18 protein-coding genes are annotated in these 25,696 nt (G+C 70.5%); 10 read left to right on the forward strand and 8 right to left on the reverse strand.

Going from position 1 to position 25,696, the window contains the following annotated elements; all coding sequences use genetic code 11:
- Positions 1-89: 89 nt before the first annotated feature.
- Positions 90-2,543 carry an FdhF/YdeP family oxidoreductase gene (locus ACWD3H_RS38440; RefSeq protein WP_451958490.1) on the reverse strand — a complete coding sequence of 818 codons (2,454 nt, stop codon included), beginning with the start codon at positions 2,541-2,543 and terminating at the stop codon, positions 90-92.
- Positions 2,544-2,634: 91 nt separating this feature from the next.
- Positions 2,635-3,489, reverse strand: coding sequence for an LLM class flavin-dependent oxidoreductase (locus ACWD3H_RS38445; protein ID WP_451958491.1), 855 nt, complete (start codon positions 3,487-3,489; stop codon positions 2,635-2,637).
- Between the two features lie 531 nt (positions 3,490-4,020).
- On the opposite strand from ACWD3H_RS38445, the gene ACWD3H_RS38450 reads away from it, so the two are divergent.
- The 4 genes from ACWD3H_RS38450 to aroQ all read left to right on the forward strand — a co-directional run bounded on the left by ACWD3H_RS38450 (position 4,021) and on the right by aroQ (position 6,465).
- Positions 4,021-4,740, forward strand: a complete 720-nt coding sequence (locus ACWD3H_RS38450) for a CPBP family intramembrane glutamic endopeptidase (RefSeq protein ID WP_451958492.1) — start codon at positions 4,021-4,023, stop codon at positions 4,738-4,740.
- A gap of 14 nt (positions 4,741-4,754) precedes the next feature.
- On the forward strand, positions 4,755-5,132 hold the full coding sequence (locus tag ACWD3H_RS38455; RefSeq protein WP_355556283.1) for a PadR family transcriptional regulator: 378 nt from the start codon (positions 4,755-4,757) through the stop codon (positions 5,130-5,132).
- The gene (locus ACWD3H_RS38460; RefSeq protein WP_451958493.1) at positions 5,129-5,890 is read left to right on the forward strand and encodes a hypothetical protein; all 762 of its coding nucleotides are present in this window, start codon (positions 5,129-5,131) and stop codon (positions 5,888-5,890) included. The genes ACWD3H_RS38455 and ACWD3H_RS38460 overlap by 4 nt, the downstream gene beginning before the upstream one ends.
- A 113-nt stretch (positions 5,891-6,003) precedes the next feature.
- Complete coding sequence (gene aroQ, locus ACWD3H_RS38465; protein ID WP_451958494.1) at positions 6,004-6,465, forward strand: type II 3-dehydroquinate dehydratase; 462 nt, start codon at positions 6,004-6,006, stop codon at positions 6,463-6,465.
- Positions 6,466-6,574: 109 nt separating this feature from the next.
- Here the strand turns inward: aroQ and ACWD3H_RS38470 are convergent, their stop codons facing one another.
- Positions 6,575-7,114: a dihydrofolate reductase family protein gene (locus tag ACWD3H_RS38470; RefSeq protein WP_451958495.1), complete on the reverse strand. Its 540-nt coding sequence runs from the start codon at positions 7,112-7,114 to the stop codon at positions 6,575-6,577.
- On the opposite strand from ACWD3H_RS38470, the gene ACWD3H_RS38475 reads away from it, so the two are divergent.
- From ACWD3H_RS38475 to ACWD3H_RS38485, 3 genes are all read left to right on the forward strand, one after another.
- The gene (locus tag ACWD3H_RS38475) at positions 7,113-7,337 is read left to right on the forward strand and encodes a hypothetical protein (protein WP_355556271.1); all 225 of its coding nucleotides are present in this window, start codon (positions 7,113-7,115) and stop codon (positions 7,335-7,337) included. The genes ACWD3H_RS38470 and ACWD3H_RS38475 overlap by 2 nt on opposite strands.
- A gap of 101 nt (positions 7,338-7,438) precedes the next feature.
- Positions 7,439-10,231: a bifunctional glycosyltransferase/CDP-glycerol:glycerophosphate glycerophosphotransferase gene (locus ACWD3H_RS38480; protein WP_451958496.1), complete on the forward strand. Its 2,793-nt coding sequence runs from the start codon at positions 7,439-7,441 to the stop codon at positions 10,229-10,231.
- Positions 10,228-11,385, forward strand: a complete 1,158-nt coding sequence (locus ACWD3H_RS38485) for a glycosyltransferase (protein WP_451958497.1) — start codon at positions 10,228-10,230, stop codon at positions 11,383-11,385. Before ACWD3H_RS38480 ends, ACWD3H_RS38485 begins: the two co-directional genes overlap by 4 nt.
- Here the strand turns inward: ACWD3H_RS38485 and ACWD3H_RS38490 are convergent.
- The 4 genes from ACWD3H_RS38490 to ACWD3H_RS38505 form a co-directional block, all read right to left on the reverse strand.
- Positions 11,375-12,418: a sulfotransferase family protein gene (locus tag ACWD3H_RS38490; RefSeq protein WP_355556262.1), complete on the reverse strand. Its 1,044-nt coding sequence runs from the start codon at positions 12,416-12,418 to the stop codon at positions 11,375-11,377. The genes ACWD3H_RS38485 and ACWD3H_RS38490 overlap by 11 nt on opposite strands.
- Position 12,419: 1 nt before the next feature.
- A complete protein-coding gene (locus tag ACWD3H_RS38495; RefSeq protein WP_030912683.1) occupies positions 12,420-13,430 on the reverse strand; it encodes a sulfotransferase family protein in 1,011 nt (336 codons plus the stop codon).
- A 25-nt stretch (positions 13,431-13,455) separates the two neighbouring features.
- Positions 13,456-14,406 (reverse strand): CDP-alcohol phosphatidyltransferase family protein, encoded by a 951-nt coding sequence (locus ACWD3H_RS38500; RefSeq protein ID WP_451958498.1) that lies wholly within the window; start codon positions 14,404-14,406, stop codon positions 13,456-13,458.
- Positions 14,407-14,634: 228 nt separating this feature from the next.
- Positions 14,635-18,045 (reverse strand): bifunctional glycosyltransferase/CDP-glycerol:glycerophosphate glycerophosphotransferase, encoded by a 3,411-nt coding sequence (locus ACWD3H_RS38505; RefSeq protein WP_451958499.1) that lies wholly within the window; start codon positions 18,043-18,045, stop codon positions 14,635-14,637.
- A 458-nt stretch (positions 18,046-18,503) separates the two neighbouring features.
- Between ACWD3H_RS38505 and ACWD3H_RS38510 the strand changes: the two genes are divergently transcribed.
- The 3 genes from ACWD3H_RS38510 to ACWD3H_RS38520 all read left to right on the forward strand — a co-directional run bounded on the left by ACWD3H_RS38510 (position 18,504) and on the right by ACWD3H_RS38520 (position 24,110).
- Positions 18,504-19,982 carry an NAD(P)/FAD-dependent oxidoreductase gene (locus ACWD3H_RS38510; protein ID WP_451958500.1) on the forward strand — a complete coding sequence of 493 codons (1,479 nt, stop codon included), beginning with the start codon at positions 18,504-18,506 and terminating at the stop codon, positions 19,980-19,982.
- Between the two features lie 151 nt (positions 19,983-20,133).
- Positions 20,134-22,986 (forward strand): bifunctional glycosyltransferase/CDP-glycerol:glycerophosphate glycerophosphotransferase, encoded by a 2,853-nt coding sequence (locus ACWD3H_RS38515; protein WP_451958501.1) that lies wholly within the window; start codon positions 20,134-20,136, stop codon positions 22,984-22,986.
- Positions 22,983-24,110, forward strand: a complete 1,128-nt coding sequence (locus ACWD3H_RS38520; RefSeq protein WP_355556249.1) for a glycosyltransferase — start codon at positions 22,983-22,985, stop codon at positions 24,108-24,110. The genes ACWD3H_RS38515 and ACWD3H_RS38520 overlap by 4 nt, the downstream gene beginning before the upstream one ends.
- Positions 24,111-24,119: 9 nt before the next feature.
- Here ACWD3H_RS38520 and ACWD3H_RS38525 read toward each other — a convergent pair whose 3' ends face one another.
- Complete coding sequence (locus ACWD3H_RS38525) at positions 24,120-25,622, reverse strand: hypothetical protein (protein WP_451958502.1); 1,503 nt, start codon at positions 25,620-25,622, stop codon at positions 24,120-24,122.
- Between the last annotated feature and the right edge of the window lie 74 nt (positions 25,623-25,696).

The raw sequence follows: 25,696 nt of genomic DNA on the forward strand, positions 1-25,696 counted from the left end.
GACCGGACAGCGAAGTTGCCAAGATCAGATGGGCGGCGATGCCGTGGACCGCTCCCTGGCGGCGTCGAACCCACCACGCCGATGCCCGCTCAGCGGCCGCCCCGTCCGGCCATCCGCTCCCGCTCCGCCTCGCGCCGGGCCTCGTCCACCACGCCTCCCGCCATCGGGGTGATCTCGACGGTGAGGTGCTTGGCCAGCGGCTGCCCGCTCTGGGGGCTGAAGTCGACGAGCGCGCAGAGCACGTTCAGCTCGGGCATGTAACCGATCGCGCTGCCGCGCGGAATGTCGTAGCCGAAGGCCCGGTAGCCGTAGACGCTGCGCCTGCTGCCGTCCTTGGCGATGCTGGTGATGTCGACAAGGTCGGCCTCGGCCAGGCCCCGGTCCCGCATGTCGTCGCGGTTCATCAGCACCAGGGTGCGCAGGTTCTCGACGCCCCGGTAGCGGTCGTCGTCGGAGTAGACGGTGGTGTTCCACTGGTCGTGGGAGCGCACCGTGCCCAGCGTCAGGCGGCCCGCCTCCGGTATGACGTTCGGAACCGGGGCGGTGGAGAACTCCGCTCGCCCGGACTCGGTGAGAAAGACCCGCTCGCGGGCCGGCTGGCGGATCCGGAAGCCCAGCGGCATCCGGACCCTGCGGTTGAAGTCCTCGAACCCGTCGAGGACCCGGGCCATGGTGTCGCGGATGCGGTCGTAGTCGTCGACGTACTCCTGCCAGGGCGTGGCGCTGTCCGGCAGGGTCGCCCGCGCCATCCCGGCGATGATCGCCGGTTCGGAGAGCAGTTGCCGCGAGGCCGGGTTCCGCATGCCGATCGACAGGTGCACCATGCTCATCGAGTCCTCGACCGTGACCCCCTGCAGCCTGCGGCGCTGCCAGTCCTTCTCGGTACGGCCGAGGCAGGGCAGGATCAGCGCCTTCTCGCCGTGCACCAGGTGGCTGCGGTTGAGCTTGGTGCTGACCTGCACGGTCAGCTCGCAGTTGCGCAGCGCCTGGAAGGTGTGCGGGGTGTCGGGCGTGGCCAGCGCGAAGTTGCCGCCCATGCTCACGAACACCTTGACGTCGCCGCGGCGCATCGCCTCGATGGTGCCGACGGTGTCCAGGCCCCAGGCCCGCGGCGGGTCGATGCCGCACACCTCGGCCAGCCGGGAGAGCAGCCGCTCGCTCGGATGGGAGTCGACCCCGCAGGTGCGGTTGCCCTGGACGTTGCTGTGCCCGCGAATGGGGCACGGACCCGCGCCCTCCCGGCCCACGTTGCCCCGGAGCAGCAACAGGTTGGCGATCTCTCGCACGGTGTCGACGCCGTGTTCCTGCTGGGTGATGCCCAGGCACCAGCTGATGATGGTGCGCCTGGAACGCAGGTAGACGTCGGCTAGCTCGCGAATCCTCGCCTCGGCCACGCCCGACTGGCGCTCCAGTTGCGGCCAGCCGGCCTCGGCGCACGCCCGCCGGTAGTCCTCGAAGCCGTGTGTGTGGTTGTCGATGAACTCGTGGTCGATGGCCTTCGGGTCGATCTTCGCCGCCTCGAACACGGCCTTCGCGACCCCGCGCAGCAGCGCCAGGTCGCCGCCGATCCTCGGCTGCACGTTGAGCGTGCCGGTCCTGGTGGCGTGGAAGGTGCCCATCGAGAGGAGGTCGTGCGGCACGATCGTCTTTCCGGCCGCCGCCTCGATCAGCGGGTTGATGTGCACGATCTGGGCGCCGCGCCGGTACGCCTCGACCAGCGCGGTCAGCATGCGCGGCGCGTTGGAGGCCGCGTTGGAGGCGAGAAGGAAGATCGCGTCGGCCTTGCCCCAGTCGTCCAGGTCGACGGTACCCTTGCCGGTGCCCAGGGCGGCCTTCAGCGCCCGGCCACTGGCCTCGTGGCACATGTTCGAGCAGTCCGGCAGGTTGTTGGTGCCGAACTCGCGGGCCCAGAGCTGGTAGAGGAACGTGCCCTCGTTGCTCAGCCGCCCGGAGGTGTAGAACGACGCCTGGTCCGGGCTGCTCAGCTTCCTGAGCGTCGAGCCGACCAGCTCGAACGCGTCCGGCCAGGAGATCGGCCGGTACTTGTCGGAGTCCGGGTCGTAGACCATCGGCTCGGTCAGCCTGCCCTGGTCCTCCAGCGCGAAGTCGCTCCAGCCGGACAGCTCGGTGACGGTGTGCTCGTCGAAGAACCGGCGCCCGACGCGCTTGGGGGTCATCTCCCAGGTGACGTGCTTGATGCCGTTCTCGCAGATGTCCAGGCGCAGGCCCTTCCTGTCGTCCGGCCACGCGCATCCCGGGCAGTCGAAACCGTGGTTCTCGTGGTTCATCCGGAAGATCGCCCGTGTCCCCTCGATCGGCTCCCTCGTCCTGGCCAGCACCCTCCCGACGCTGAGCGCCGCGCCCCAGCCCGCCGCCGGGTGCCGGTAGTCACGCCTGGAGAAGGGCGCGCCGGTGTTGGGCCCGCGCCCCCGCGCCGGAACCCCCGGCATCCCCTGTCCGAAGTTCTCTCCTGAGGCAAGAATGTCGTCGGCCATGAGCGGTCCCCCCGGGGTGGCGCAGTCGAGCCCGACATGCGTGCACATGCCGCGATATTCCCGGTCTACCGCCCCCGCCCCCACCCCAGCCCCAAACAACCTTCCGGCCTTCCCCAAGCTTGGACCGCCAAGAACCCCCTCAGGTGACGGTGTCGGCGACACGGTCGATCTGGTCCACGTCGGAGGACCAGCAGTAGAGCATGACCTCGTCGGCGCCGATCTCGCCGTACGCGGTGACGGCCTGCCGGATCGCTTCCGGTGTGGTGAGCATCTCGTCGACCACCTCCTTCGCACCGTCCCCCATGAAGCGGTAATAGTCACCGAGGGCACGTTTCGCCTCGTCCACGACTGATTCGGGGCCGAGGGCGGCGTTGGACTGAGCCACCAGCCGAGGACGACCGGCACGCCCGGCGGCCTGCCACGATGCCTCGACGGCTCGGTAGAACTGCCCCATCTGTTCCGGCGTGAGATGAGCACCGAGGAATCCGTCGCCCCAGCGAGCGATGCGCTCGACGGTGGCGGGAACGAAGCCTCCGAACAGCACTTCGGGTCCGCCCCGGCGGGCCGGGGCGGGGCCGATCGGTCCGATGCCCTGGGCGTACGGCTCGCCCTCCCAGACCCGCCGGAGAGCTACCATCTGCTCATCCAGGTGGCGCCCCCGGCCGCGGACCTGGACGTCCACGGCCCGGTAGTCGTCCTCGCGTGCCCCGATCCCCACGCCGAGGGTGAGGCGACCACCAGAAATCCGATCCAGGGTCGCGGCCTGCTTGGCGAGCAGGGCGGTCGCGCGCAAGGGCGGGATCAGCACTTCGGTCTGTACGCGGATCCGTGAGGTGGCCCCTGCGATGGCCGCCAGAGTGACCATCGCTTCCGGGTTGTCGTACACGATGCGGTCGAGCAGACCGAGGGTCGAAAAGGGGCCGACGTCGGCGCGCCGGGCCCAGCTGAGCAGGCACACGGGGTCGCTTACCGGCAGGCCGAAACCTATTTTCATGGGATCGCCCCCTCCAGGACCAGCGTTGCGTGATGCCTTGATTCCGGACAATCACCACCCACCGTACAGACTCACTGTTCGATAAAAGACCTGGTCAGATGGTTATATGCGTAAAGCGTGCGCGCAGGCATGAGGGCCGCGCACGCACGAACAGTCGTATGGCGATGCGTGTCACCCGGACAGGGATCGGTCGACGTTTGTGGCCGACCCCCTGGGCGCCACCGGCGAGGTCCGCACGGACGCGCAGCCTGACGTCCTGCGCGACGTCACGGCGGACATGACCGCCACCTGGACCGCGCCGCGGTAAGGGCAGCGCCCCAGAGCCCGCCACCGCGGGGACGCTCACCCCGGCGGAAAGCGACCCCGGTCCTCACCGGATGGCAGCTTCAGGTCGACCCTGCCCGCCGCGGTCCCGAAGAGCGGGGTGCCCTCGCCGAGTCCGTCCCCTTGACCCCTTCACCGCAACATAGGTTGTATATCTAACTAGCTTGCTCTACGGTCTAGGTAGCAGAGCACCTTTGGAGGTCTCCCTTGTCATCCCCCTTGACGCTTGTCCTGACAGTCGCCCTCGTCGGCTACCTGGCCGTCGCCAGCCCTCTGCTCGGCAAACGCACCTACGACAGGCTGGCCCGCACTCGTGACCAGGACCCCATGGCCTACCGCCGGATGTTCACGCTCTGGAGCGCCGAGCTGTGGACACTGGCCGCCGTGGCACTGCTCATCGTCGCCGTGGAGCCGAACCTCGACGCCGCGGACATCGGCCTGGTGATCACGGAGCCACTGGACGACACCCTCGGCACGATCGTCGGCTTCCTGGTCGCCGCCGCGGCCGGCATGCTCGTCTTCAAGTGGCTGGCCGCCAGGGGCAAGCCCGTCCCCGGCCAGCAGGCCTTCAACCACCTGCTGCCGCGCACCGCGGTCGAGCGCTGGTACGCCGCGGGCCTGTCGGTGACCGCCGGCATCACCGAGGAGATCGTCTACCGAGGCCTGCTCATCGCGGTCGGCACGGGCGCGCTCGGCCTGAGCAAGGAGGTCGCGGCCTTCGGCGCGCTGGCGGTGTTCGTCGCCGGCCACCTCTACCAGGGCTGGCGCGGCATGCTCGCGGTCACCCTGGTCGGCTTCGGCCTGACCTTGCTCTACCTGAGGACCGGCAGCCTGCTCATGCCGATCCTGTTGCACGCGCTGATCGACCTTCGCGGCCTGGTGCTCACCCCGCAGCCGCGACGTGAGCCAGTCGGGTACACAGGCTAAGTAGGATCGCTACCATGACGAGCGATCGACGTGCGAGCTGGCTCAAGGGCGTGCTCGACCTGCTGGTTCTCGCCAGCCTGACGGCCGGCGAGAACTACGGCTACGAGATCGCCAAAGACCTCGCCGAGTCCGGTCTTGGTCAGATCAAGGGCGGCACGCTCTACCCGGTGCTCAACCGGCTGGAGGAGGCGGGGCTGCTCACCGCCGAGTTCCGGGTGACCGAGCGCGGGCCCGGCCGTCGCTACTACCGGCTCACCGACCAGGGCAGGCAGACACTCGCCGAGCAGGGCGGGCTCTGGCTGAACTTCGACGAGTCGGTACGCGCCGTACTGGCCAAGGGCCACACCGAGGCGCCTCAGCCAACGGGTTCACCTGAAGGGAGAGTTCGATGAGCGGCCACGTCGACGAGACCGCCGGTGGTTACTTCGACGAGCTCGCCGTGGTTCTGGCCGAGGCGGGCATGCCCGCCGACCGGGTCAGGGCCATGCTGGACGACCTCGCCGGCTACCTCGCCGAGAGTGGTGGCGGCGACCCCGAGGAGGAGTTCGGCCCGGCGGCCGAGCTGGCCCGTGAGCTGGCCGTCACCTCGGCCCCGCCCGCCGCGGACGCCCGTACCTGGCGCTGGACCGCCGACCTGTTCCACGACGTCAAGACGCTCAACGAGTACGGCGCCCAGGGCTGGGAGGTCGACGGGGTCGATGGGAAGGGCCTGTTCGTCAGCGTCCGGGACCCCGAGAACCCTCAGCAGTGGGAGTACCGGAGAGAGCTGGTCTCGCCCGGCCGGCGCCAGAGCGTGCTCGACCTGCTCACCCCCGACGGCTGGGAGCCGTGCGGCAGGTGGGTGTGCTTCGAATACTTCAAGCGGCCCAAGGCCGCCAGCCTGGGGCCCGCCGCGGAGCTGACCGCCCCGCCGCGAACGCCGAGGCGCAACATCTTCCTCAGCCCGAAGTTCTACGCCTTGATCGCCGGCCTGCTGGTGCTGACCGCGGTGGCCCTGGTGCTACTGCTGCAGGTCGCCGAAGCGGGGCTCGACACCTTCGACGGCGGCCTCGACACCATCCTGGGTCTGCTCACCGGAATGGCCGTGAGCGCACTGGCCGTGATGACCGCGCTGTGGCTGGCCGCTCGACGGCACGGCAGGGGTCGCTGAGCCCCCCGATCAGGTACGGCGTACGACGGGGAGTGTCTCGGCCCCATCCCCCGCTTCCCGACCCGCACACCGCAGGCACCCCCTGGCAGCGCCGGTCCCGCGGATGAGCGAGAATGATCCCCGTGACCGGCGTACACGTGCTCAACGGCCCGAACCTGAACCTGCTCGGCACCCGCAGACCCGAGGTCTACGGCACCATGACGCTGCCGGACGTCGAGGAACTGTGCCGCGAGGAGGCCACTCGGCTCGGCCTGGACCTGGTCTTCCGTCAGTCCAACCACGAGGGCCAGCTGATCGACTGGATCCACGAGGCCGGGGCGCGGGTCAAGGCCGGTGAGGTCATCGGCGCGGTCTTCAACCCCGGGGCCTACACCCATACCTCGATCGCCCTGCACGATGCCATCGAGGGCACCGAGCTACCGCTCGTCGAGGTGCACATCTCCAACGTGCACCGCCGCGAGTCCTTCCGCCACCACTCGTACATCTCCCTCGTCGCGCGCGGCACCATCGTCGGCCTCGGCGTGGACGGCTACCGCCTCGCCATCGACGCCCTGCACAGGATGTCCCTGACGTAGGGGACCACAGGCTCCTCGGGTACGCCGCTCCTGACCTTCCACCCCGCACAGACCTGTACCAATGAGCGGCCCCCGACCCGTCCTCGCTGCGCCTTGATCCTGGCCGGCGTCAGGCGGTGGCGGGCCGGTAGAAGTGCAGGACGTTGCCGGAGTTGAAAGGCCGTGTCTTCAGCAGCTTCAGGTCGATCCTGGCCTTCGCGGTCCCGAAGAGCGGGGTGCCCTCGCCGAGGACGACCGGGTTCACCATGATCCGCAGCTCGTCGACGAGTCCCCGCCGGAGAAGACTCACGGTCAGGTCGGAACTGCCCAGGATGGCGATGTCCTTGCCGGGTTCCCGCTTGAGCCTGGTGAACTCCTCGACGAGATCCTGCTTGATCAGCCGAGTGCCGGCCCACTCGGCCCTGTCCAGCGTTCGTGAGACGACGATCTTGTCCGTGCCGTTCATCCTCGCCGCGACCGCCGGATCGGCCTCCTCCCCCTCGGGCGTCGGCCAGAAGCCCGCCATCAGCTGGTAGGTGACCCGCCCGAACACGAGCGTGCCGCTCTCGTCGAGCTGGCGCGCCGCGAACTCGCCGAACTCCTCGTCGACGTTGTGCCAGCCGAGATCCTGGTTCCGCCCCTCGAAATACCCGTCAAGGGTGGTCATCATGAACGAGAAGATCTTTCTCACCAAAGCCTCCACCGATCGCTGCTTCACCATCGCCGTCGATCGTAAAGACCACCTGCGACAATGCCGCCCCCGCACACAGGCTCATACCTCTTCAGCGAGCGTCGAACTCGTGGTTCCTGACGCCTCCGATGAACGCCGCCCACCCAGTAGTGGTGAACACGGCGGCTCCGCCCCGGTCGAAGTGGGACTGCCTGTCTCATAGAGCGTCAAAAAGAGTGTTATCAGTGGACAAGTAGGACAACCGGTTACTTTTTCTCGGGGATACCTCGGGGTGTGATCAATGTCCCGGAGTGCAGTGTTGTGGTGATTACCTACAACGATGCCGCGCGGCTGCCCAGGGCCGTGCGGTCCGTGCTCCGGCAGTCGCTGCGCAACATCGAGGTGATCATCGCCGACGACGCCAGCACCGACGAGACCGAGCAGGTCGCCCGGGAGCTGCAGCGGAAGGACGCGCGGGTCCGCTACCTGCGCGGGGAGGTCAACAGCGGGGGGTGCGGGACCCCGCGGAACAGGGGCGTGGCGGCGGCGCGGGCGCCGTACGTGATGTTCCTGGACAGCGACGACGAGCTGACCCGGCACGCCTGCAAGAGCATGCTGCTGGAGATCGAGCGGACCGGTGCCGACTTCGTCACCGGGCAGATCACCCGGTTGTACGAGAAGAGCGGGAAGACCGCGCGCTACTACCCGGCCCTGTTCGCCAGACGCAGGACCGTCGAGGGGATCGCCGAGGAGCCGGAGATGTTCCTCGACTCCTTCAGCACCAACAAGCTCTACCGGGCCGAGTTGCTGCGGCGGTTGCCGTTTCCCGAGGACATGCACTACGAGGACCACGTCTTCAGCACCGCCCTGTACTGCGCGGCGCGGCGGTTCGCCGTGGTTCCGTGGGTGGTCTACCTCTGGCACCGGGCCTCGGCGGAGAGCGACGCGCGGCTGTCGATCTCACTGAGCCTGACCGACATGTCCAACGTCCGCTCCAGGATCAGGGCGGCCCGGCTGAGCGACGACATCCTGCGCGACAACGGCCTCGGTGACCTGGTGCACGAGCGGCAGCGCCGGTTCCTCCGCCAGGACCTGCGGGTCTACCTCAACCCGCTGCCCGCGCGGGACCTCGCGTGGGTCGAGGAGTTCGTCTCGGTGATCCGCCCCTACCTGTCCGAGCTCGACCCGGTGGTGTTCGAGACGATCGACCCGCTCATCAGGGTCTGCTGTAGTTTCATCCTCGCCGACCGGCCTGACGAGCTCCTGGTGGCCGCCGCTTCGCTGAACGGGCCGAAGGCACCGCCGCGGGTCGCCCTGCGCGAGGAGGGACGCACCTACTGGGGCACGGTCCCCGACGAGATGCGGGAGATCACCTCGCTCCGGATGGCCGAGCTGCCCTACAGCGCCTCCAGGTTGCGCCACGAGGCGGTCGTCACCGGCGAGGGCACCGTGCTCAGGCTGGTGATCAGGACCTACGACCCGTTCGGGGTGCTCGCCGCCACCCCCGGCTGGACCGCGTTCCTGCGCGCCGGGAAGCACCGGATACGGCTGGCGCCGCGCGAGCGGGACGACGGCGGTCTGCTGAGCGAGGCGACGATCGACCTCGCCGCGCTCAGCCCCGGCCGCCTGGGCTGTGACGGCCGCCACGAGCCGGTGGTCGAGATCGTCAACCCCGACGGGAGGATCACCTCCGACCAGTTGCTGGTCGATTCGTCCAGCCCACCGTTCGTCGTCGTCGTCCCGTGGCACGAGGTCACCGTCGGCGCGGAGGGGATCGCCGCGTTCCTGCGGTTGCGCTGGCGCCGCCGGGGAGCGCTCAGGCAGCTGGCCCGGGTGGGGCGGGTCGGCCTGAAGCTGCTGCGCAGGATGGACGGCCCCGAGGTGAAGCTCCGCGTCTACAAAGGGCTGATCTCCGTACTGCCGCCCCGCCGGGATCTGGCCCTGTTCGAGTCCGACGTCGGCGCCGGATACACCGGGAACCCGCGCTACATCTACGAGGAGCTCAGGCGGCGGGGCACGCCGTTGCGGGTGGTCTGGTCGGCGGCCGGGACCGCGCACGGCTTTCCTCCCGACGCCAGGCTGGTACGGCGGATGAGCTGGCGGCACATCTGGACGATGGCCAGGGCGGGTTACTGGGTCGACAGCCACGGCATGCCGCTGGCCTATCCCAAGCCGCCGCGCACGCGCTACCTGCAGACCTGGCACGGTCAGGGCATCAAGTCGGTCGGCTTCGACGCGCCCGACCTGCGCGCCGACTTCGACGGGCCGAGGGCGACCTGGCGGGCCGCGGTGGAGCGCTGGGACGCGCTGGTCTCGCCCAGCGCCGAGTTCGAGCGGGTGTTCGTGCCCTCCAACGGCTACCGGGGGCGGCTGCTGCGCCACGGCTCGCCCCGCTGCGACGTGCTCGTGCACGGTGACCGGGAGGCGGCCAGGCGGGCGAGGGAGCGGCTGGAGATCCCGCACTGGTCCAGGGTGCTGCTGTACGCCCCCACCTACCGCGACCGGGCCAAGGGGTCCGGCGAGTCGGTCAGGGCCGACCTGTCCGCGATGGCCGAGGCCCTGGCCGGCGACTGGACGGTGGTCCTGCGCACCCACCCGGTCGAGCGGTTCGAGGTGCCCGAGCAGCTGCGCCACTTCGTCCGCGAGGCCGGGTCGTACCCCGAGGTCAACGACCTGATACTGCTCTCGGACGCGCTGCTGACCGACTACTCGTCGCTGATGTGCGACTACGCGATCACCGGGCGGCCGATGCTGTTCCTGATCGACGACTGGGACGAGTACCGCCGGGTGGAACGCGGGGTCTACCACGACCTGCCCGCGATCGCTCCCGGCCCCTGCCTGACCACCACCGAGGAGCTGATCGAGGCGCTGCGCGACCTCGACGGCGTGACCGTCTCCTTCGCCGCCAGGTACATCGCGTTCCGCAGGATGTGGTGCGCGGAGGAGAAGGGCCACGCCTCGGCGAAGGTGGTGGACGCCTTCTTCGATCTCCCCTCGGTCCAGGTGCCCGCGCAGGCTCCCCGGGCGCCCGGCGGGCGGGAGCGGCGCCCCCCTGGCGGGCTGGGGCATCTGCCGGGGGTGCGGCGGCCGATCCAACTGCCCAGGTGGTCAGGGTGAGCGGCGGGCGCGCGGGGGCGGTCGTGTTCGCCTGCGTGGACGCCGACACCCTGGGCGGCGTCCAGCGGGTCACCCACACCGTGGCCCAGGGGCTCGCCGAACGGGGCCGCGAGGTGCACGTGATCGGACTGCACCGCGCCAGGAGCCCGTTCCGCTACGTGGAGCGGCCGCGTTACACCAGCCACGTGATCCACCGCACTCCGGTGAGCAGGCTGTCACCGCTGGGCCGGCGCCGTGAGCACCGGGAGCTCGGCAGGCTGCTGCGCGAGGTGGGGCCGGGGTTCGCCGTGCTCTCCTCGCCCAGCGTGGTCGCCCGGATCAGGGCCCTGCTGCCCGAACGGCTGCTGCCGATCGGGCAGTACCACGGGTCGTACGAGCACGCGCGGGGCTCCTGGCACCTCGACTCGGTCCGCGACCACTACGGCACCCTGGAGAAGGCGGTCTTCCTCAGCGAGCAGGACGCGTGGCTCTTCGCCGAGCACGCGCTGCTGCCCAACACCTGGTCCATCCCGAACCCGCTGTTCGCCTGGCCGTCGGGGACCGCCGAGCTGACCGCCCGCCGGGTGCTCGGGATCGGCAGGCTGGAGGGCGTGAAGCGGTTCGACCGGCTGATCTCGGCCTTCGCCCAGGCCTGTGGCCGTTCCGCCCCGGGCGAGCCCGAGTTGCGGGCGGACCTCGCCGAGGCCCGTCGCGAGGCGGGCGAGGGCTGGGAGCTGCACCTGATCGGTGAGGGGACCGAGCGGCAGCGGCTCACCTCGCACGCCGCGGAATGCGAGGTGAGCGACCGGGTGGTCTTCCGTGGCACGGTGCCCGCGCCCCTGATGGGCGAGGAGTATCTGGGCGGGTCGGTGCTGGCGCTGGCCAGCGAGCACGAGGGGCTGCCGCTGGTGATCGGCGAGGCGGCGTCCTACGGGTTGCCCTCGGTGGCGTTCGACGTGTCGGGGGGGCTCAGGTCACTCGTACTGGACGGGGAGACCGGGGTGCTGGTGCCCCCGGCCGACGTGACCGCGCTCGCCGCCGCGCTGGCCGAGCTGATGGCCTCGGCCGAGGAGCGGCGGCGGTTGGGAGCCGCCGCCCGCGCTCACGTCGAGGCGTTCCGGCCCGATCGCGTGCTGGATCGGTGGGAGGCCCTGTTCGAGCAGGTCACCCGGTGACCGCCACCGGCTCGTTGCGTGGCATCGGCACTCCCGCCAGCACGATCTGGGCGGAGGTGAGCCGCGCCCCCAGCGGGTTCGGCTCGCGGAGCCGCATCAGCCGGTCGAAGGTGACCCGCTTGACCCGGGCCAGCTTCCGCTTGGCCGCGGTCCGCTCGTAGGAGACCAGCCGAGAGGTCTCGATCCTCGGCGCCCCGCTGAGCTCGTACCCGTAGGTCTCCAGGCGGTCGCCGAGCACGCTCTCGCAGAGCGAGACCTCGCCGGGGTCGAGCCGCTCGCGCCAGGAGCCGGTCCGCGTGGTGGTCACCTCGCCGTAGGTGCGCGCGTGCCAGGTCTTTCTGACGGGTACGGCGATGCCGGCCACCGCGGCCGGGTCGCACATGGCCGGGTGGAAGTCCTCGCCGAGGAACTCGCACAGCCTGCGCAGGTGAGCCTCCGGCTCGGCGGTCAGGTCCTCGTAGCGCAGCTCGTGGTAGCTGCCCTCGGGAAGCCTCGGCGCGCCGTGCCTGGCGAAGTCGATCGCCTCGGCCCAGGCGGAGACCGCGCTGTAGACGCTCCCGTTGTACCAGGGCATCTCCTTCAGCGACGCCACGCAGTCGCGGCCGTCCCTGACCAGGTGCACGAACTGGGCATCGGGAAAGAGCCGGAGCAGCACGTCGGTGTACTGGAAGTACGAGGGCCGCTTGTCACCCCAGCGCGCCTTGCCGTGCCTGGTCGCGTAGGCGCGCAGCACGATGCCCAGCGCGGAGCCGAGCGTCGGCGGCCCGTCGACGATCTGTCCGAGCACCTCGTCGCGGTCCAGGTTCAGCTCGTGGAAGCGCGTCTGGCGCCGGTCGACCACCCACTCGGCCAGCTCGCGCCGGTGCTCCGCGTCGTTGAGGTCACCGAACTGGAGCCGCCGCTGGTAGGTGGAGACCATGAACCGGGTCTCCGGCGGGATGGCGACGCGCGGGTGGGCGTGCAGCATCAGTTGCAGCATCGTCGTCCCCGAACGGGGACAGCCCAGGATGAAGATCGGGCGGTCGGGCTTCACGTCAGACCTTCGCCAGCTCGCCGAGCTGCCGGCTGGTGAGCCTCGCGGCCACCGGGCTCGGCTCGCGGAACCGGTTGACGCGGTCGCGGAACTCCTTGCGCCTGCGCGCCCAGCGTCGTTTGGCAGCGGCCTTCTCGCACGCCTGGATGTGGGCCTTGCCCGCCTTGGGCGCGCCGCTCAGCTCGTAGCCGTTGGCGGTCAGCCGCTCGGCCAGGACCGTCTCGCAGACCGAGATCTCCCAGGGCTCCAGCCTGGCCTTCCACGAACCCGCCCTGGCGGTCGTGACATCGCCGTGGGTGTTGCTGTGCCAGACCTTGTGCTGCGGGATCGCCACCCTGGCGACGTGGTACGGCTCGGACATCGCCGGGTCGTAGTCCTCGCCGAGGAACTCGCAGAGCTTGCTCAGCTCGGTCTCCGGGTAGGCGGTCAGGTCCTCGTAGCGCAGCTCGTAGTAGCTGTCGGCGGGGAGCTTCTTGGCGTGGTGGCGGCCGTAGTCGATCGCCTCACTCCAGTTGACCACCGCGTGGAAGACGTCCTTGGTGTACCAGGGCATCTCCTTCAGCGACGCCACGCAGTCGCGGCCGTCCCTGATCAGGTGCACGAACTGGGCGTCGGGGAAGAGCCTGGTCAACAGGTCCACGTGGTGGTAGTAGCTGGGCCGCTTGTCACCCCAGCGGCTCTTGCCGTACTGCTCGGCGTACGAGCGGAAGGTGATGCCCATCGCCGAGCCCAGCGTCGGCGGCCCCGCGACGATGTCGTCGATCAGCCTGTCCCCGTCGAGCTTGAGCTCCTTGAACTTGGTGTCCTTGTCGCTCACGATCCACCGGCCGACCCTGCGCCGGTTCCGTTCCTCGCGCAGGTCCCCGAAGGAGAACCTGCGGTAGTAGCCGGGCACCACGAACCGTGTCTCCGGAGGCACCGCGATACGTGGATGCGAGTGCAGCATCAGCTGCAACATGGTGGTGCCTGAACGTGGACAACCGATCACGAAGATCGGGCGGTCGGACTGCATGACAACGAACCCCCGTAAAGCTTGGTCAAACAGATACGCGCGGCACCTTCTCCACCAGCGGCGCGGCGGGCACCACCCGGGAGAAGAGCCACATTCGATAGATCAGGAAGACCTCGTTCAGCAGAAGCAGCGCCCCGGAGGCGACCGCGAGGGGCACCAGGGCGACCCTCCCGACCAGCGGGGCGACCACGAACACCGCGGCGTGGAACTCGATGCCGCTGATCAGATGGCTCCGCACCCGGTGGCGGGCCAGCAGGCGGCCGAACCTGCGGGGCAGCTTCTGTCGCTTGCCGCCCCGCGGCCCCGGCCGCCGGCCCTCGAAGGGGACGACCCGCATCGGCTCGCGGGGCGTGATGGCCTCGCGGGGCATGACGACCTCGACGGGCCTGACGTGCCCGGCGTGTCCGGCGTGTCCGGCGGCCACCACGGCCTCCGCGGGCCTGACGTGTCCCGGGGCCACCACGGACTCGACGGCCGCCAGGCGGCCGAGCCGGTTCTCCTTGACCACCTCGCGCACGCGCTTCATCTGCGGCGCGTTCACGTAACGGAACAGGTCGAGCACCGCCACCCCCGCACCGAGCAGGATGTAGGCGATGTCCCCCGTCACCGCGTACTGCCCGGACGCCACCCCCGCGGCGCAGCAGACCACCCTGATCCGGTCGCCCACGTAGTCGAGCCAGAGTCCGAACGCGGTGCCCGTCCCCTTGAGCCGGGCGATCTTCCCGTCCATGCAGTCGACCATGAAGCTCAGGTAGAACAGCAGTGCCCCCGGCACCAGCCGTCCGGCCGCGAAGCAGATCGCCGAGCACATCCCGAGAATCAGGGAGAAGCGAGTGAGCCCGTTGGGGGTGATGGACGTGTGGTTGGCGACGAGCAGGGTGAGCCTGCACGCCACCGGGTCAACCAGGAAAACGGTCCACCAGGAGTCTTTTCGTTTCCGGGTCGCGTGGACGTCGTCCAACGAATAGGCCCTCATGCGTCCCAGCATGGCCACGCCACGTCTCCTGTCATCTACGCTCTGTAACTACTAGAAGATCTCCATGCCACTTCTTGACCGACCCGCGCCACAGTGATCGGCTGCTTTGGAGACATGAAAGGCCGGGGAGGGGTTCCCCGGCCTTTCTCCGGAACCACCGGTCGCCTTCGCTCCGGAACCATCAGTCGCCTTCGCTCCGGGCCCGCCGTTCTCGCGAGGCGGGCGCGGCTACCGGAAGATCCGGTCCACCGCCCGCGCCGCCGCGCCGCCGTCCTCCAGCGGGCAGAACCTGGCGGTGAAGGCGTCGTACAGCCTCAGGTACTTGGTGCGCACCTCGTCGACGTCCCGTACGGCTTCCACCACCTCCTCGGTCGTGCGCAGCAGCGGGCCCGGGGCCTCGGCCTCGAAGTCGAAGTTGAAGCCGCGCACCTCGTCGCGGTAGCGCTCCAGGTCATAGGTGTAGAACAGCATCGGCTTGCCGGTCACCGCGAAGTCGAACATCGCCGACGAGTAGTCCGTGATCAGCATGTCCGCGACCAGGTAAAGCTCCTGGATATCCGGATACATCGAGACATCGAGGACGAAGTCCTTGCCGATCCGGGGCACCCTGTCGGTGACGCTCGGGTGCTTACGGATCATGAGCACATGGTCGTCCCCGAGTTCCTCGGACATCCGCTGCAGGTCCAGACGCAGGTCGAGCCGGTAGCGCCCCCTGCTGTAGAGCTTGTCGTCGCGCCACGTCGGGGCGTACAGAATCACCTTCCTGCCCTCGGGCAGGCCGAGCCGCTCCCGGATCTCCGCGGCTCCGTCGCGGCGGAGCAGGTCGGCTCGGGGAGAGCCGATCTCCAGGATCTCCCCCTCGAACCGCAGGGCGCTGTCCAGGACCGAGGTGCACCAGGGGCTCGGCGAGATCAGATGGCTCCACCTGGCGACGGTCCTGGCCAGCCGCTCGTGATGGTCGGGCCTGGCGAACAGCACCTTCTCGACGTCGAAGCCGACGCGCTTCAGCGGGGTGCCGCGCCAGGTCTGCAGCACCGTCTGGTCCGGCCTGCGCTCGAACCAGGAGGGCAGGTGGCTGTTGGTGACGATGTACCGGCAGCGGGCCAGCGCGTCGTAGAACTCCCGCCCGTACCGCCGGATCGGCGCCACCCCCTCGGGCAGCTCCACCTGCCCGTCCCTGACCACCCACATGAACTCCAGGTCGGCGCCCCGCCGCACCAGCTCCTCGTAGATCGCCTTCGGGCTGTCGGAGAACTGCCTGCCGGCGTAGCTGTCGAAGAGGACGGCGGGCCGCAGCGCCTCCTGGCGCTTGGCCGGATAGAAGTCCTCGCGCAGCAGTCGCTGCTGCTTCGGCCTGCCCGAGGCGCGCAGGTCGTCACTCACCGTGAAGACGGCCTCGGAGGTCAGGTCGGTGTCGAAGGTGAACGTACGGGTGGCGGAGACGTGCTCCAGCGGCGCGGACAGCCGGAACTCCACCCGCATGTCGCCCGCGTCGGTACGGATCGCGAAACCGTGCGTGCCCGCCGGCAGCGGTAGCCACCCGCCGAGCGTGGCGGTCCCCTCGGGCGTCACCGTGGCGCTGCCGCCGACGATCGGGAAGAGCCGCTCGTTGAACCGGTTGCGCGAGGTGAGGACCAGCCACGCCTGGCCGTCGATGGGGCGCATCGCCGCCCCGGTCAGCGCCAGGTGCCCCCGCTCGGTCCACTCCACCCGCTCCACGTAGAACGTCGGCCGCTGCTCGCGCAGCACCAGCCCGCCCGTCCGCGACCTGTCGAGCACCACGTCCCGGCCGCGGAGCCGGTGCAGGCCGCGCTCCACGTCACGCTCGACGATCAGCGGCCGGGCGTCGCCCTGCTCCGGGACGACCTCGAAGTGCCATTCGGCCCCGGGGTTGAGCGCGCTCATCTCCAGGCTCGCCGGGTCCAGGCCGGGCCAGCGCTCGGACAGCACCTCGTCGAGGTCGATCACCGCTTCGAAGGTGCCGTCCGAGGTGGCCATCGGGTAGCGCCGGTCGCGGCCGCCCTGCGGCCGGGTCAGCCGCAGCACCGGTGCGGCACCGAGGTCGTCGCCGCACCGGCCGGTGACCCGCAGCCTGCCCTCGGCCACCCGGTGACCGGTGACCCGGCCGCCGGGCCGCTCCACCCTGAGCCTGAACTCCTCGGCCGGCGTCCACTCCGTCCACGCCACGCTCTCCGACTCGTCATCGGTGAGCTCCAGCCGCCGCGCGGCCGGACTCGGCTGGGCCAGCCTGCCTCTCCGCAGCAGGCCCCGGGACAGTACGCACAGGTCGACATGCCAGGACGAGCCGACCGGAAGCCCGGCCGGGTCGACGGCCAGCCGGAACCCGCACCAGTCCTTGCGCCTGCGCGGGCCCGTGTCCACCAGCGACAGACCACGTTTGACCGTGACCGGGAGCCGGATCCTGCGCCCGGCCCCCTCGGGGACCAGCCAGGCGAAGACGTGCTGCTGGATCCGCCGGCGGGGCCGCAGGTAGCGCAGCGAGACCCTGCCCTCGACGATCAGCCTGTCGTCCTTCCAGTTCAGGCCGTCCACCCGCTGCCGCAGGTCAAGCTCCTCGCGCATCCGGATGGCGGACCGCTCGACGGGTACCGGACTGTTGAGGTGGTACCCGCGGATGCCGCCGCCGCCGACCCGGACCGTCGGCTTGACCGTCCTGTCCCACTCCAGCAGCTGGACCAGGTCGTCCATCCGGCGCTGTCGTACCAGCGCCCACTTCGCCCGGCGCTGCGCGGGGATGCGCGAGAGGACCTTCGGCCCCGCCTGGTCGAGGTAGGCACAGGCCAGGTCGAGGAAGCGCTGCTGGAACTCCTCGCCCGCCTGGTCGAGCACCTGCAGGAAGTTCGGCAGGTCGCTGTCGAGGACCATCCGGTCCCACGCGGGCAGGTGCTCGGCCCTGCCGGTGTCGGTCAGGAAGCGGCGCACGGAGTTGACCGCGGCGAACCGGTCCTCGATCCCCTTGACGTGCCCCCGGTTCTGGGTGATCGAGACGCTCTCCCCCTCCCGCTCCCGCCACAGGTAGACCGGGGTGGAGAGCACGTCCACCGCCCCGGCCAGGAAGTGGGCGGGCAGCGAGACCGCGATGTCCTCCCAGAGCACCCCCTCGGGGAAGTTCAGCCCGTGCTCGTCCCAGAAGGAGCGGCGCCAGAGCTTGTTCGTGACCAGCCGGTCCTTGAGCAGGATCTCGTCACGGGTCACGTGGGTTCGCCGGGCGGAGTTGGCGAAGATCGTCTTGTGCATCGCCGACTGGCGCACCCCCTGCCCGCTGAAACGCAGCACGTTGCCGGTGGCGAAATCGGAACCGCTCTCCTGAAGGCTGCACGCCATCGTCTCGATCGCCGTCAGCGGGAGCATGTCGTCGCTGTCGACAAAGGCGAGGAACTCGCCGGTGGCGTGTCTTATGCCGGTGTTGCGCGCGGTGCCCAGGCCCGCGTTCTCCTGCCGGATCAGCCGGAACCGCGCGTCGCGCGCGGCGAACGCCTCGGCGATCTCCGCGCTGGAGTCGGGAGAACCGTCGTCCACCATGACGACCTCGATGTCACTCCAGGTCTGCGCGACCAACGACTCCAGACACGCCTCAAGGTACGGTTCCACGTCGTAGATGGGCACGATGATGCTCACTGGGGCCACGATCGGTCCTCCGGTAGTCGAAAGCTCACAGTCCGGTCCGTCCGCGCGAACACCGGACACGCCACGCAGGTGAAGATCCACTCATCGTGGAGGACGTCCCGGGCGCGTGGCGGGGCTCGGCGAAAGACCCGGGTGCCCGCCGGCACGACCCGGCGGCCATGCGCGCGAGGTGGACGTCACGTCAGCAGCATGGCTTCGCGGCCGATGGGGCGCGCCCAAAATATGACCGCGATGGACTGAGCAGACCGAGACTTGACCATCTCTCGCACCCGGCCGGCCCCGCCTCCGGCCCGCGGTGCGGCAACGCCTTCACCATGTCCTGGTCAAGGCTGGGAATGCACACGTCCTAGTAAGTCGTAATGACCCTTCGGTCCCCCCGGACCGTCCGACACGATCGGGTGACCGAGACGGGCGAGATCGCAGGAAACGGCATTCGCGGGGGGAAGCGCATGGACTCAACAGTCGTCGTGGGAGCGGGGCCCGCCGGGCTCACCGCGGCCTACGAGCTGGCCCGGCGAGGACACCCGTGCGAGGTCTTCGAAGCCGACCGGGTGGTCGGCGGGATCAGCCGGACCGAGGAACGCGACGGCTGGCGCTTCGACATCGGCGGACACCGCTTCTTCACGAAGGTGTCGCGGGTGACGGACTTCTGGAACGAGATCCTCGACGAGGAGGACTTCCTGCTCCGCCCGAGGATGAGCCGCATCCACTACGGGGGCCGTTTCTACGACTACCCGCTCAGGGCCTCCAACGCCCTGCGCAATCTCGGTGTCCTGGAATCCGCACGATGTGTCGGCTCCTACGCCTGGGCCCGGATCAGGCCGCCCGCGGACCAGTCCACCTTCGAGGGCTGGGTCACGGCCAGGTTCGGCAGCCGGCTCTACGGGATCTTCTTCAAGACCTACACCGAGAAGGTGTGGGGCGTCCCCGCGGAGAGCATCCAGGCCGACTGGGCCGCGCAGCGGATCAGGAACCTCTCCCTGGGCAGGGCGATCGCCGGCGCGCTGCTGCCCGGAAGGAACAACAAGGAGGTCACCAGCCTCATCGAGGAGTTCCGCTACCCCAAGCTGGGGCCGGGCATGATGTGGGAGGCCTGCGCCGACCGGGTCCGCGAGCTGGGTTCCACGGTGCGCCTCGGCACCCGGGTCGAGCGCGTCCGCCGCCACCGGGGCCGGCTGGCCCTCACCGTCCGCACGGGCGAGGGCGAGGGCACCACCCGCGAGGTGTACTGCGACAACCTCATCTCCTCGATGCCGCTCAGCACCCTGATCCACGCGTTCGGGCCCGACGTGCCGGACATCGTCGCCGAGGCGGCCGCGGGGCTGAGGTACCGCGACTTCCTCACCGTCGCGCTGGTCGTCCCCGAGCGGTTCTCCTTCCCCGACAACTGGATCTACATCCACTCCCCCGAGGTGCGGCTCGGCCGGGTGCAGAACTACGGTTCCTGGTCGCCGTACCTGGTCCGGGCCGGACGGACCTGCCTCGGCCTGGAGTACTTCGTCAACGAGGGCGACGACCTGTGGCGGATGCCCGACGACGACCTCGTCGCGTTCGGCACCCGGGAGCTGGAGCACCTGGGCCTGGTCACCCCCGGTGAGGTCCAGCGGGGCTACGTGGTGCGGATGCCGAAGGCCTACCCGGTCTACGACGCCGGCTACGTCCACAACGTGGAGGTGCTCAGGAAGTATCTCGACGTGGAGTGGCCGCGGATCCACCCGGTCGGCCGCAACGGCATGCACCGGTACAACAACCAGGACCACTCCATGCTCACCGCGATGCTGACCGTGGAGAACCTCGTCGACGGCGCCAGGCACGACGTCTGGGAGGTCAACGTCGACGCGGAGTACCACGAGGAGCGCGCGGGCCACCGGACCGCGAGAGGCACCGGCCGCGACGCCCCCGTCCTCCTCGGCCCGACGGCTCCCTGACCTGACGGCCGCTCATCCACCACCCGTCACCGACGGACGCCGACAGACACCGGCGGAACACCGAAACCGGCAATCCCATGACGCCTTGCCCGGCCGCTGCCGGCCGTTGCGGGTCAAGGCTCTCCTCCCAGCCGCCCTGGAGTTGCGCATCATGACACAGCATTACACGGTCCCGGACGTCAGCGTGATCGTCATCACCTACAACGACGCACCCCGGTTACCCCGGGCCGTGCGCTCCGTACTCGGCCAGACGCTCAAGAACCTCGAAGTGATCGTCGTGGACGACTGCTCGGGCGACGACACCCCCGCGGTGGCCAAGGCGCTCGCCGAGGAGGACGACCGGGTCCGCTACGTGCGGCTGCCCGCCAACAGCGGCGGCTGCGGCGCCCCCCGCAACGCGGGCATGGACGCCGCCCGCGCACCCTTCCTGATGTTCCTCGACAGTGACGACGAGCTGCCCAGGCACGCCTGCAAGAGCCTGCTGCTGGAGGCGGAGGCGACCGGTGCCGACTTCGTCATGGGCACCGTGGAACGCGTCGACGAGGCGAATGGCGCCGTCACCCTCTGGTACCCCCGGCTGTTCGCGGAGCGCCGGATCGTGGACGACATCCGTACCGAACCCGAACTCCTCTTCAACTGCCTGGCCACCAACAAGCTGTACCGGCGGACCTTCCTGGACGGCACCGGCATCCGGTTCCACGAGGACATCCACCACGAGGACATCGTCTGGTCGACGGAGCTGTTCTGCCGCAGCAAGCTGTTCGCCGTCGTACCGTGGCCCGTCTACCGCTGGCTGCTCGCCGCCACGCCCGCGACCAGGTCGATCTCGTCGCGGCGGCACGAGCTGGAGAACGTGCGCCAGCGCGTCACGGCCGCCGTACTGAGCGACCGCGTGCTGGCCGCCACCCACTCCCTCGATCTCAAGGAGGACAAGGACTTCCGCTTCCTCTCCCACGACCTCCGCCTCTACCTGGGCGACCTGCCCCAGCGTGACCCGGGGTGGATCGCCGAGTTCGCCGACCTCGTCATCCCGTACGTGGACACGCTCGAACCCGCGGCGATCGAGCGGCTGAGCAGGGCCGAGCGGGTCTGCCTCCAGCTCGTCCGCGAGCGGCGCGGCGCCGAGGCGGCGCTCGCCGCCGTCGAGCTGGGGGCCAGGCACTCGGTGCCGCCCCGGGCGGTCACCGCGGAAGGCGGGCGGATGTTCTGGGGGGCGACGCTCCCGCTGAGCGAGCAGGGCCGGAACGAGCTGGACGTCACCGAGCTGCACCTGGCGGAGCAACCACTGGCCGGCGCGCTGCTCCGGCACGAGCTCGTCGACCTGCAGGCGTCGAGGGACGAGGTCCGGTTGCGCCTGCGGACCTACGACCCCGGCCGGGTGCTCGACGGCCGCTCGCTGACCGCCTGGCTGCACATCGGCGGCAGGAAGAAGACGATCGCCTCGATCCCCTTCGAGCCGGCACCCGTCGTGACCGAGCCGCCTGAGGGCGCGTGGGAGCGGCGGGGGCTGGAAGGGCAGTGGGACCCGGAGGAGGCGGAGGGCACCCAGATTCCCGAGGGGACGGGCATCCTGGAGGCGACGGTGTCGATCTCCCTGCCCGAGCTGGACTGGCCGGACAACGCCGTCAGGCCGCAGGCGGTCACGATCTCGCTCCACGAGGGTGAGCGCCGCAACGCCAGGCCCCTGCTGGCGTCCCCCGGCCTGTCGTTCACCTCCGTGGGCACGGTGGGCACGGGCCGCCTGGTCCTGGAGGCGTCCGCCGACATCCCGTTCCGGCTCGTGGCGCGCAGGCTCGGCCACGTGCCCGCGCGACGCCTGCCGAGCATGGCGGAGCTCTGCCGGCACCTGCTGTCCGACCTGGCCACCCCCCGCAACCTGGGTCGCTTCTACCGGCTGGTCAGCGCGACGGTGCCGGTCAACCGCCGCCTGGTGCTCTTCGAGTCCGCCGAGGGGAGCGGCTACACCGGCAACCCGCGCTACGTCTACGAGGAGCTGCAGCGGCGCGCGGGCGGCCTGCGCGCGGTCTGGTCCCACGCGGGCGTCCCCGAGCGCTTTCCCGAGGACGTCGACCTCGTCCAGCGCGACACCTTCCGCTACGCCTGGACCCTGGCGCGCGCCGGCTACTGGGTGGACAGCCACAACCTCCCCTACTGCTACCGCAAGCGCAAGGGCACCCGCTACCTGCAGACCTGGCACGGCCAGGTGTTCAAGAAGATGGGGCTGGACGAGCCCCGCCACCGGACGCAGCCCGCCCTGGCCAAGAAGTACACCGAGGCGGTGGCGCGCTGGGACATGCTGCTCACCCCGGGCCGCGACTTCCGCCGGGACTTCGCCGAGGCCAGCGGCTTCAAGGGCGAGCTGTTGCACGCCGGCTACCCGCGTACCGACGTGCTGGTGCGGCACGCCGAACCGGCGCAGCGCGAGCGGGCGCGGCGGGTCAGGGAGTTCTTCGAGATCCCGGCCGGAAAACGGGTGGTCCTCTACGCGCCCACGTACCGCGACAACGGGCGTTTCAGCGGCGAATCACTCCGGATCGACCTGCCGGCCCTCGCCGCCACGCTCCGCCCGGACTGGGTGGTCCTCGTCCGCGCCCACCCCTACGACCGCTTCACGGTGCCCGACCCGCTCGGCTGGCTGGCCCGGGACGCCTCGGCGTATCCCGAGGTCAACGACCTGATGCTGGCCTCCGACGTGCTGGTGACGGACTACTCCTCGATCATGTTCGACTATGCCTGCCTCGGCCGGCCGATCCTCTACTACGTCGACGACCACGAGCGCTACGCCTCCGCCCAGCGGGGGGTCTGCTTCGACCTGGCCGAGGTCGCCCCCGGGCCGCTGCTGCGCGACCCGGGCGAGCTCGCCGCCGCGCTGGAGGAGCTCGGTGAGATCACCGAGCGGTACGGGCGGCGCTACGCGGAGTTCCGCGACCGCTGGTGCGGCCTCGACGACGGGCAGGCGAGCGGCAAGGTCGTGGACGCCTTCTTCCCGGAGGTCGTGCGATGAGAGCGCGAAACGTCATCTTCCTCAGCACCGACGGCGACTCGATGGGCGGTTCCCAGCGGGTCATCCACACCCTGGCCCAGGGCCTCGCCACCCGCGGGCACCGGGTGACCCTGGTCAGTATCAACCCCTCCAGGCAGCCGCAGACCTACTTCGCCGACCCGGTCTACCGGCACGCCACGCTGTACGACACACCCGCCCCCGAGGCCGCCCCCCGCTCGCTCCCGTGGCGCAGGGCGAAGGCGCGGCGGACCCCGGAGGAGATCGCCACCGCCAGGCAGCGGCTGCTCCGGCTGACGGACCGGATCGACGGCGGCTACCTGGTCATCGCCTCGCCCTGGGCCGCCCACTGGATCGCCGACCTGCCCATGCCGCACATCGCCAAGATCGGCCAGTACCACCAGTCGTACGCCGAGGCCGTGGACTCCCCGAACCTTCGGTTGATCAAGAAGCACTACGCGCCCCTCGACAAGGCGCTCTTCCTCTGCGACGACTACGCCACGTCCTTCACCAACCACCGGCTCGCCAACTGCGGGACCATGCTGAACCCGGTCAGCGTCTTTCCCGAGCAGGCCGCCGAGCTGCGCAACCCGCGGATCGTCTCGGCGGGACGGCTGGTCAGGGTGAAGCGGATCGACCTGCTGATCGACGCCTTCGCCGCCGCGGCCCCCGCCGTCGCCGAACCGTGGGAGCTGCACATCATCGGCGACGGGCCGCTCAGGGCGGCGCTGGAGGCGCAGGCCGCCGAGACCGGACTCGGCGGCCGGATCGTCTTCCGCGGGCAGGTCGAGAACGTCGAGGCCGAGTACCTCGACGCCTCCATCGTCACCCTGAGCAGCGACTTCGAGGGGTGGGGGCTGGTCCTCGCCGAGGGCGCGGCCTGCGGGCTGCCCGCCGTGGCCTGCGACGCCTCGGCCGGGGTCAGGACCCTGGTCTCGGACGGTGACAACGGCGTGCTGGCCGAACCGGGGAACGCGGGGAGCTTCGCCGCCGCCCTGGAGCGCCTCATGTCCGACGCCGAGTTGCGCCGGCGGATGGGGGCCAGGGGCAGGGAACGGATGAGGGCCTACCGGCTGCCCCGCGTCCTGGACCGCTGGGAGGCGCTGTTCGACGAGATCGACCGCTGACGCGGACGCTCATCGCCGGGGCGGCAGGGTTCGTACCTCCCGCAGCAGCAGCGGCACGAACAGGACACCGACGAAGATCGGCGCCACCATGAACCGGAAGTCCGGCGCGGTGTTGGTGAGGATCACGCCGAGCTGCTGCCCCGCGACCACGGCCGCCCCCGCGAGCGCCGCCCCGCTCCCGGTCCGCCGCCACGCGAGCGCGGCCGCCGCGTAGCCGAGGTAGCACCAGAAGGGTGCCCGCCAGAGCAGCCACTCAAGCTGCCTGACCGTGCTCGCGTCCAGCGCGGACAGCCCGGCGGCCCGCAGACCGGCGGAGAACGGCCGCTGCCGCATCGCCGAGGCCGCCGGGGTGCCCGCCCAGCCGTCGGGGAGCCGGGGATCGCGCAGCGAGAAGCGATAGAGCTCGCCGCCGGGCTCGCCCGAGGTCGAACCGACCTGCCAGGCGAGCGCGGCGCGGCAGATCCGGGCGCTCAGCATCACACCGGGCGCGCGGACCAGCAGCCCGCGCCAGAGTTCCAGCACGTCGGAGATCCGCTGCTCGGCCCGCGAGTGGCTGAAGGCGGGGTCGAAGAAGACGCGCGCCATGGTCTGGCAGGTCGCACCCCGCCGCCAGGCGTGCAGCGGGGCGATCGTGGCGAGGAGCGCCCGCTGCTCGCGGTCGAAGAGCCGGGGGCGCTCCCCGTACGCCACGGCGAGATCGCCGAACACCGTCTGGTAGGCGAACGAGCGGGACGGCGGCGCGATGCCCATCGCCGGGTAGCCGGCGCCCAGCAACAGCAGCGGCGCCGCCACCGCTGCCGCGGCCACCGTCGCCAGCGGGCGGCGGGCCGCGGGCAGCAACGGGAGCAGCAGGATCGCGGCGATCAGCGCGACGAGGAAGCCGTTGTTCCTGAACAACCCCAGCCCGGCGAGTTCGGCACCGAGGGCGGCCAGCCGCGGATCCCAGGTCCACCCACCCTTGAGCACCCTGTTCCTGAGCGTGCCCCGCGTCCCGCTCCCGGCCGCGCGCCGTACCGCGGCGGGCCCGGTCGCGAGCCGTACGGCGGTGCCCGCGGCCAGCACCGCGCACACCGTGAACGGCACGTCCTTCCACATCGTCACCGTGAAGGCGCCGAGCGGCGGTGACAGCACCGCGCATCCCAGCGCCACGAGCAGCCCGCGCCCGCGCACGCCCAGCGACCTGAGCGCGCCCGCGAGGTGGGCCAGCGCGGCGGCCATCGCCGCCGTCTGCGCGAGGGTGACCGGGGACAGGTCGCCGGTCGCCCTCAGCGAGAGGCCGAGCAGGGCGTCGTAGGCGACCGACTGGCCGGCCACCCAGGGGCCCGTCGTGACGTGCGCGACGTAGGTGACGGAGTCCGGGCTCATCAGCCCGGGGTGGAAGGCGAGCCACCAGCCGAGCAGCACGAGCTGGCCGGTCGCGTAGCAGGCGAGCGTGAACCGCCGGTCGCGGGTGTCGCGAACATCGCCCCGCTCCCTCTCGACCGAGGGCGGCCCCACCGTAGCGATCGTCATGCTCTCCCCAGCGTTTTCCGGCAGGGGGCCGTTGCCCATCATCGGGCAGCAGCCGGGCGCGCCCACGCCGCTAT

The sequence above is a fragment of the Streptosporangium sp. NPDC002607 genome (assembly GCF_053592655.1).

Bases quoted from the DNA above. Each gene is read 5' to 3' on its own strand.
- ACWD3H_RS38440 (WP_451958490.1), bottom strand. From the start codon at position 2,543: ATGTGCACGCATGTCGGGCTCGACTGCGCCACCCCGGGGGGACCGCTC.
- ACWD3H_RS38445 (WP_451958491.1), bottom strand. From the start codon at position 3,489: ATGAAAATAGGTTTCGGCCTGCCGGTAAGCGACCCCGTGTGCCTGCTC.
- ACWD3H_RS38455 (WP_355556283.1), top strand. From the start codon at position 4,755: ATGACGAGCGATCGACGTGCGAGCTGGCTCAAGGGCGTGCTCGACCTG.
- ACWD3H_RS38460 (WP_451958493.1), top strand. From the start codon at position 5,129: ATGAGCGGCCACGTCGACGAGACCGCCGGTGGTTACTTCGACGAGCTC.
- aroQ (WP_451958494.1), top strand. From the start codon at position 6,004: ATGATCCCCGTGACCGGCGTACACGTGCTCAACGGCCCGAACCTGAAC.
- ACWD3H_RS38475 (WP_355556271.1), top strand. From the start codon at position 7,113: ATGAACGAGAAGATCTTTCTCACCAAAGCCTCCACCGATCGCTGCTTC.
- ACWD3H_RS38470 (WP_451958495.1), bottom strand. From the start codon at position 7,114: ATGATGACCACCCTTGACGGGTATTTCGAGGGGCGGAACCAGGATCTC.
- ACWD3H_RS38495 (WP_030912683.1), bottom strand. From the start codon at position 13,430: ATGCAGTCCGACCGCCCGATCTTCGTGATCGGTTGTCCACGTTCAGGC.
- ACWD3H_RS38500 (WP_451958498.1), bottom strand. From the start codon at position 14,406: ATGAGGGCCTATTCGTTGGACGACGTCCACGCGACCCGGAAACGAAAA.
- ACWD3H_RS38510 (WP_451958500.1), top strand. From the start codon at position 18,504: ATGGACTCAACAGTCGTCGTGGGAGCGGGGCCCGCCGGGCTCACCGCG.
- ACWD3H_RS38515 (WP_451958501.1), top strand. From the start codon at position 20,134: ATGACACAGCATTACACGGTCCCGGACGTCAGCGTGATCGTCATCACC.
- ACWD3H_RS38520 (WP_355556249.1), top strand. From the start codon at position 22,983: ATGAGAGCGCGAAACGTCATCTTCCTCAGCACCGACGGCGACTCGATG.
- ACWD3H_RS38525 (WP_451958502.1), bottom strand. From the start codon at position 25,622: ATGACGATCGCTACGGTGGGGCCGCCCTCGGTCGAGAGGGAGCGGGGC.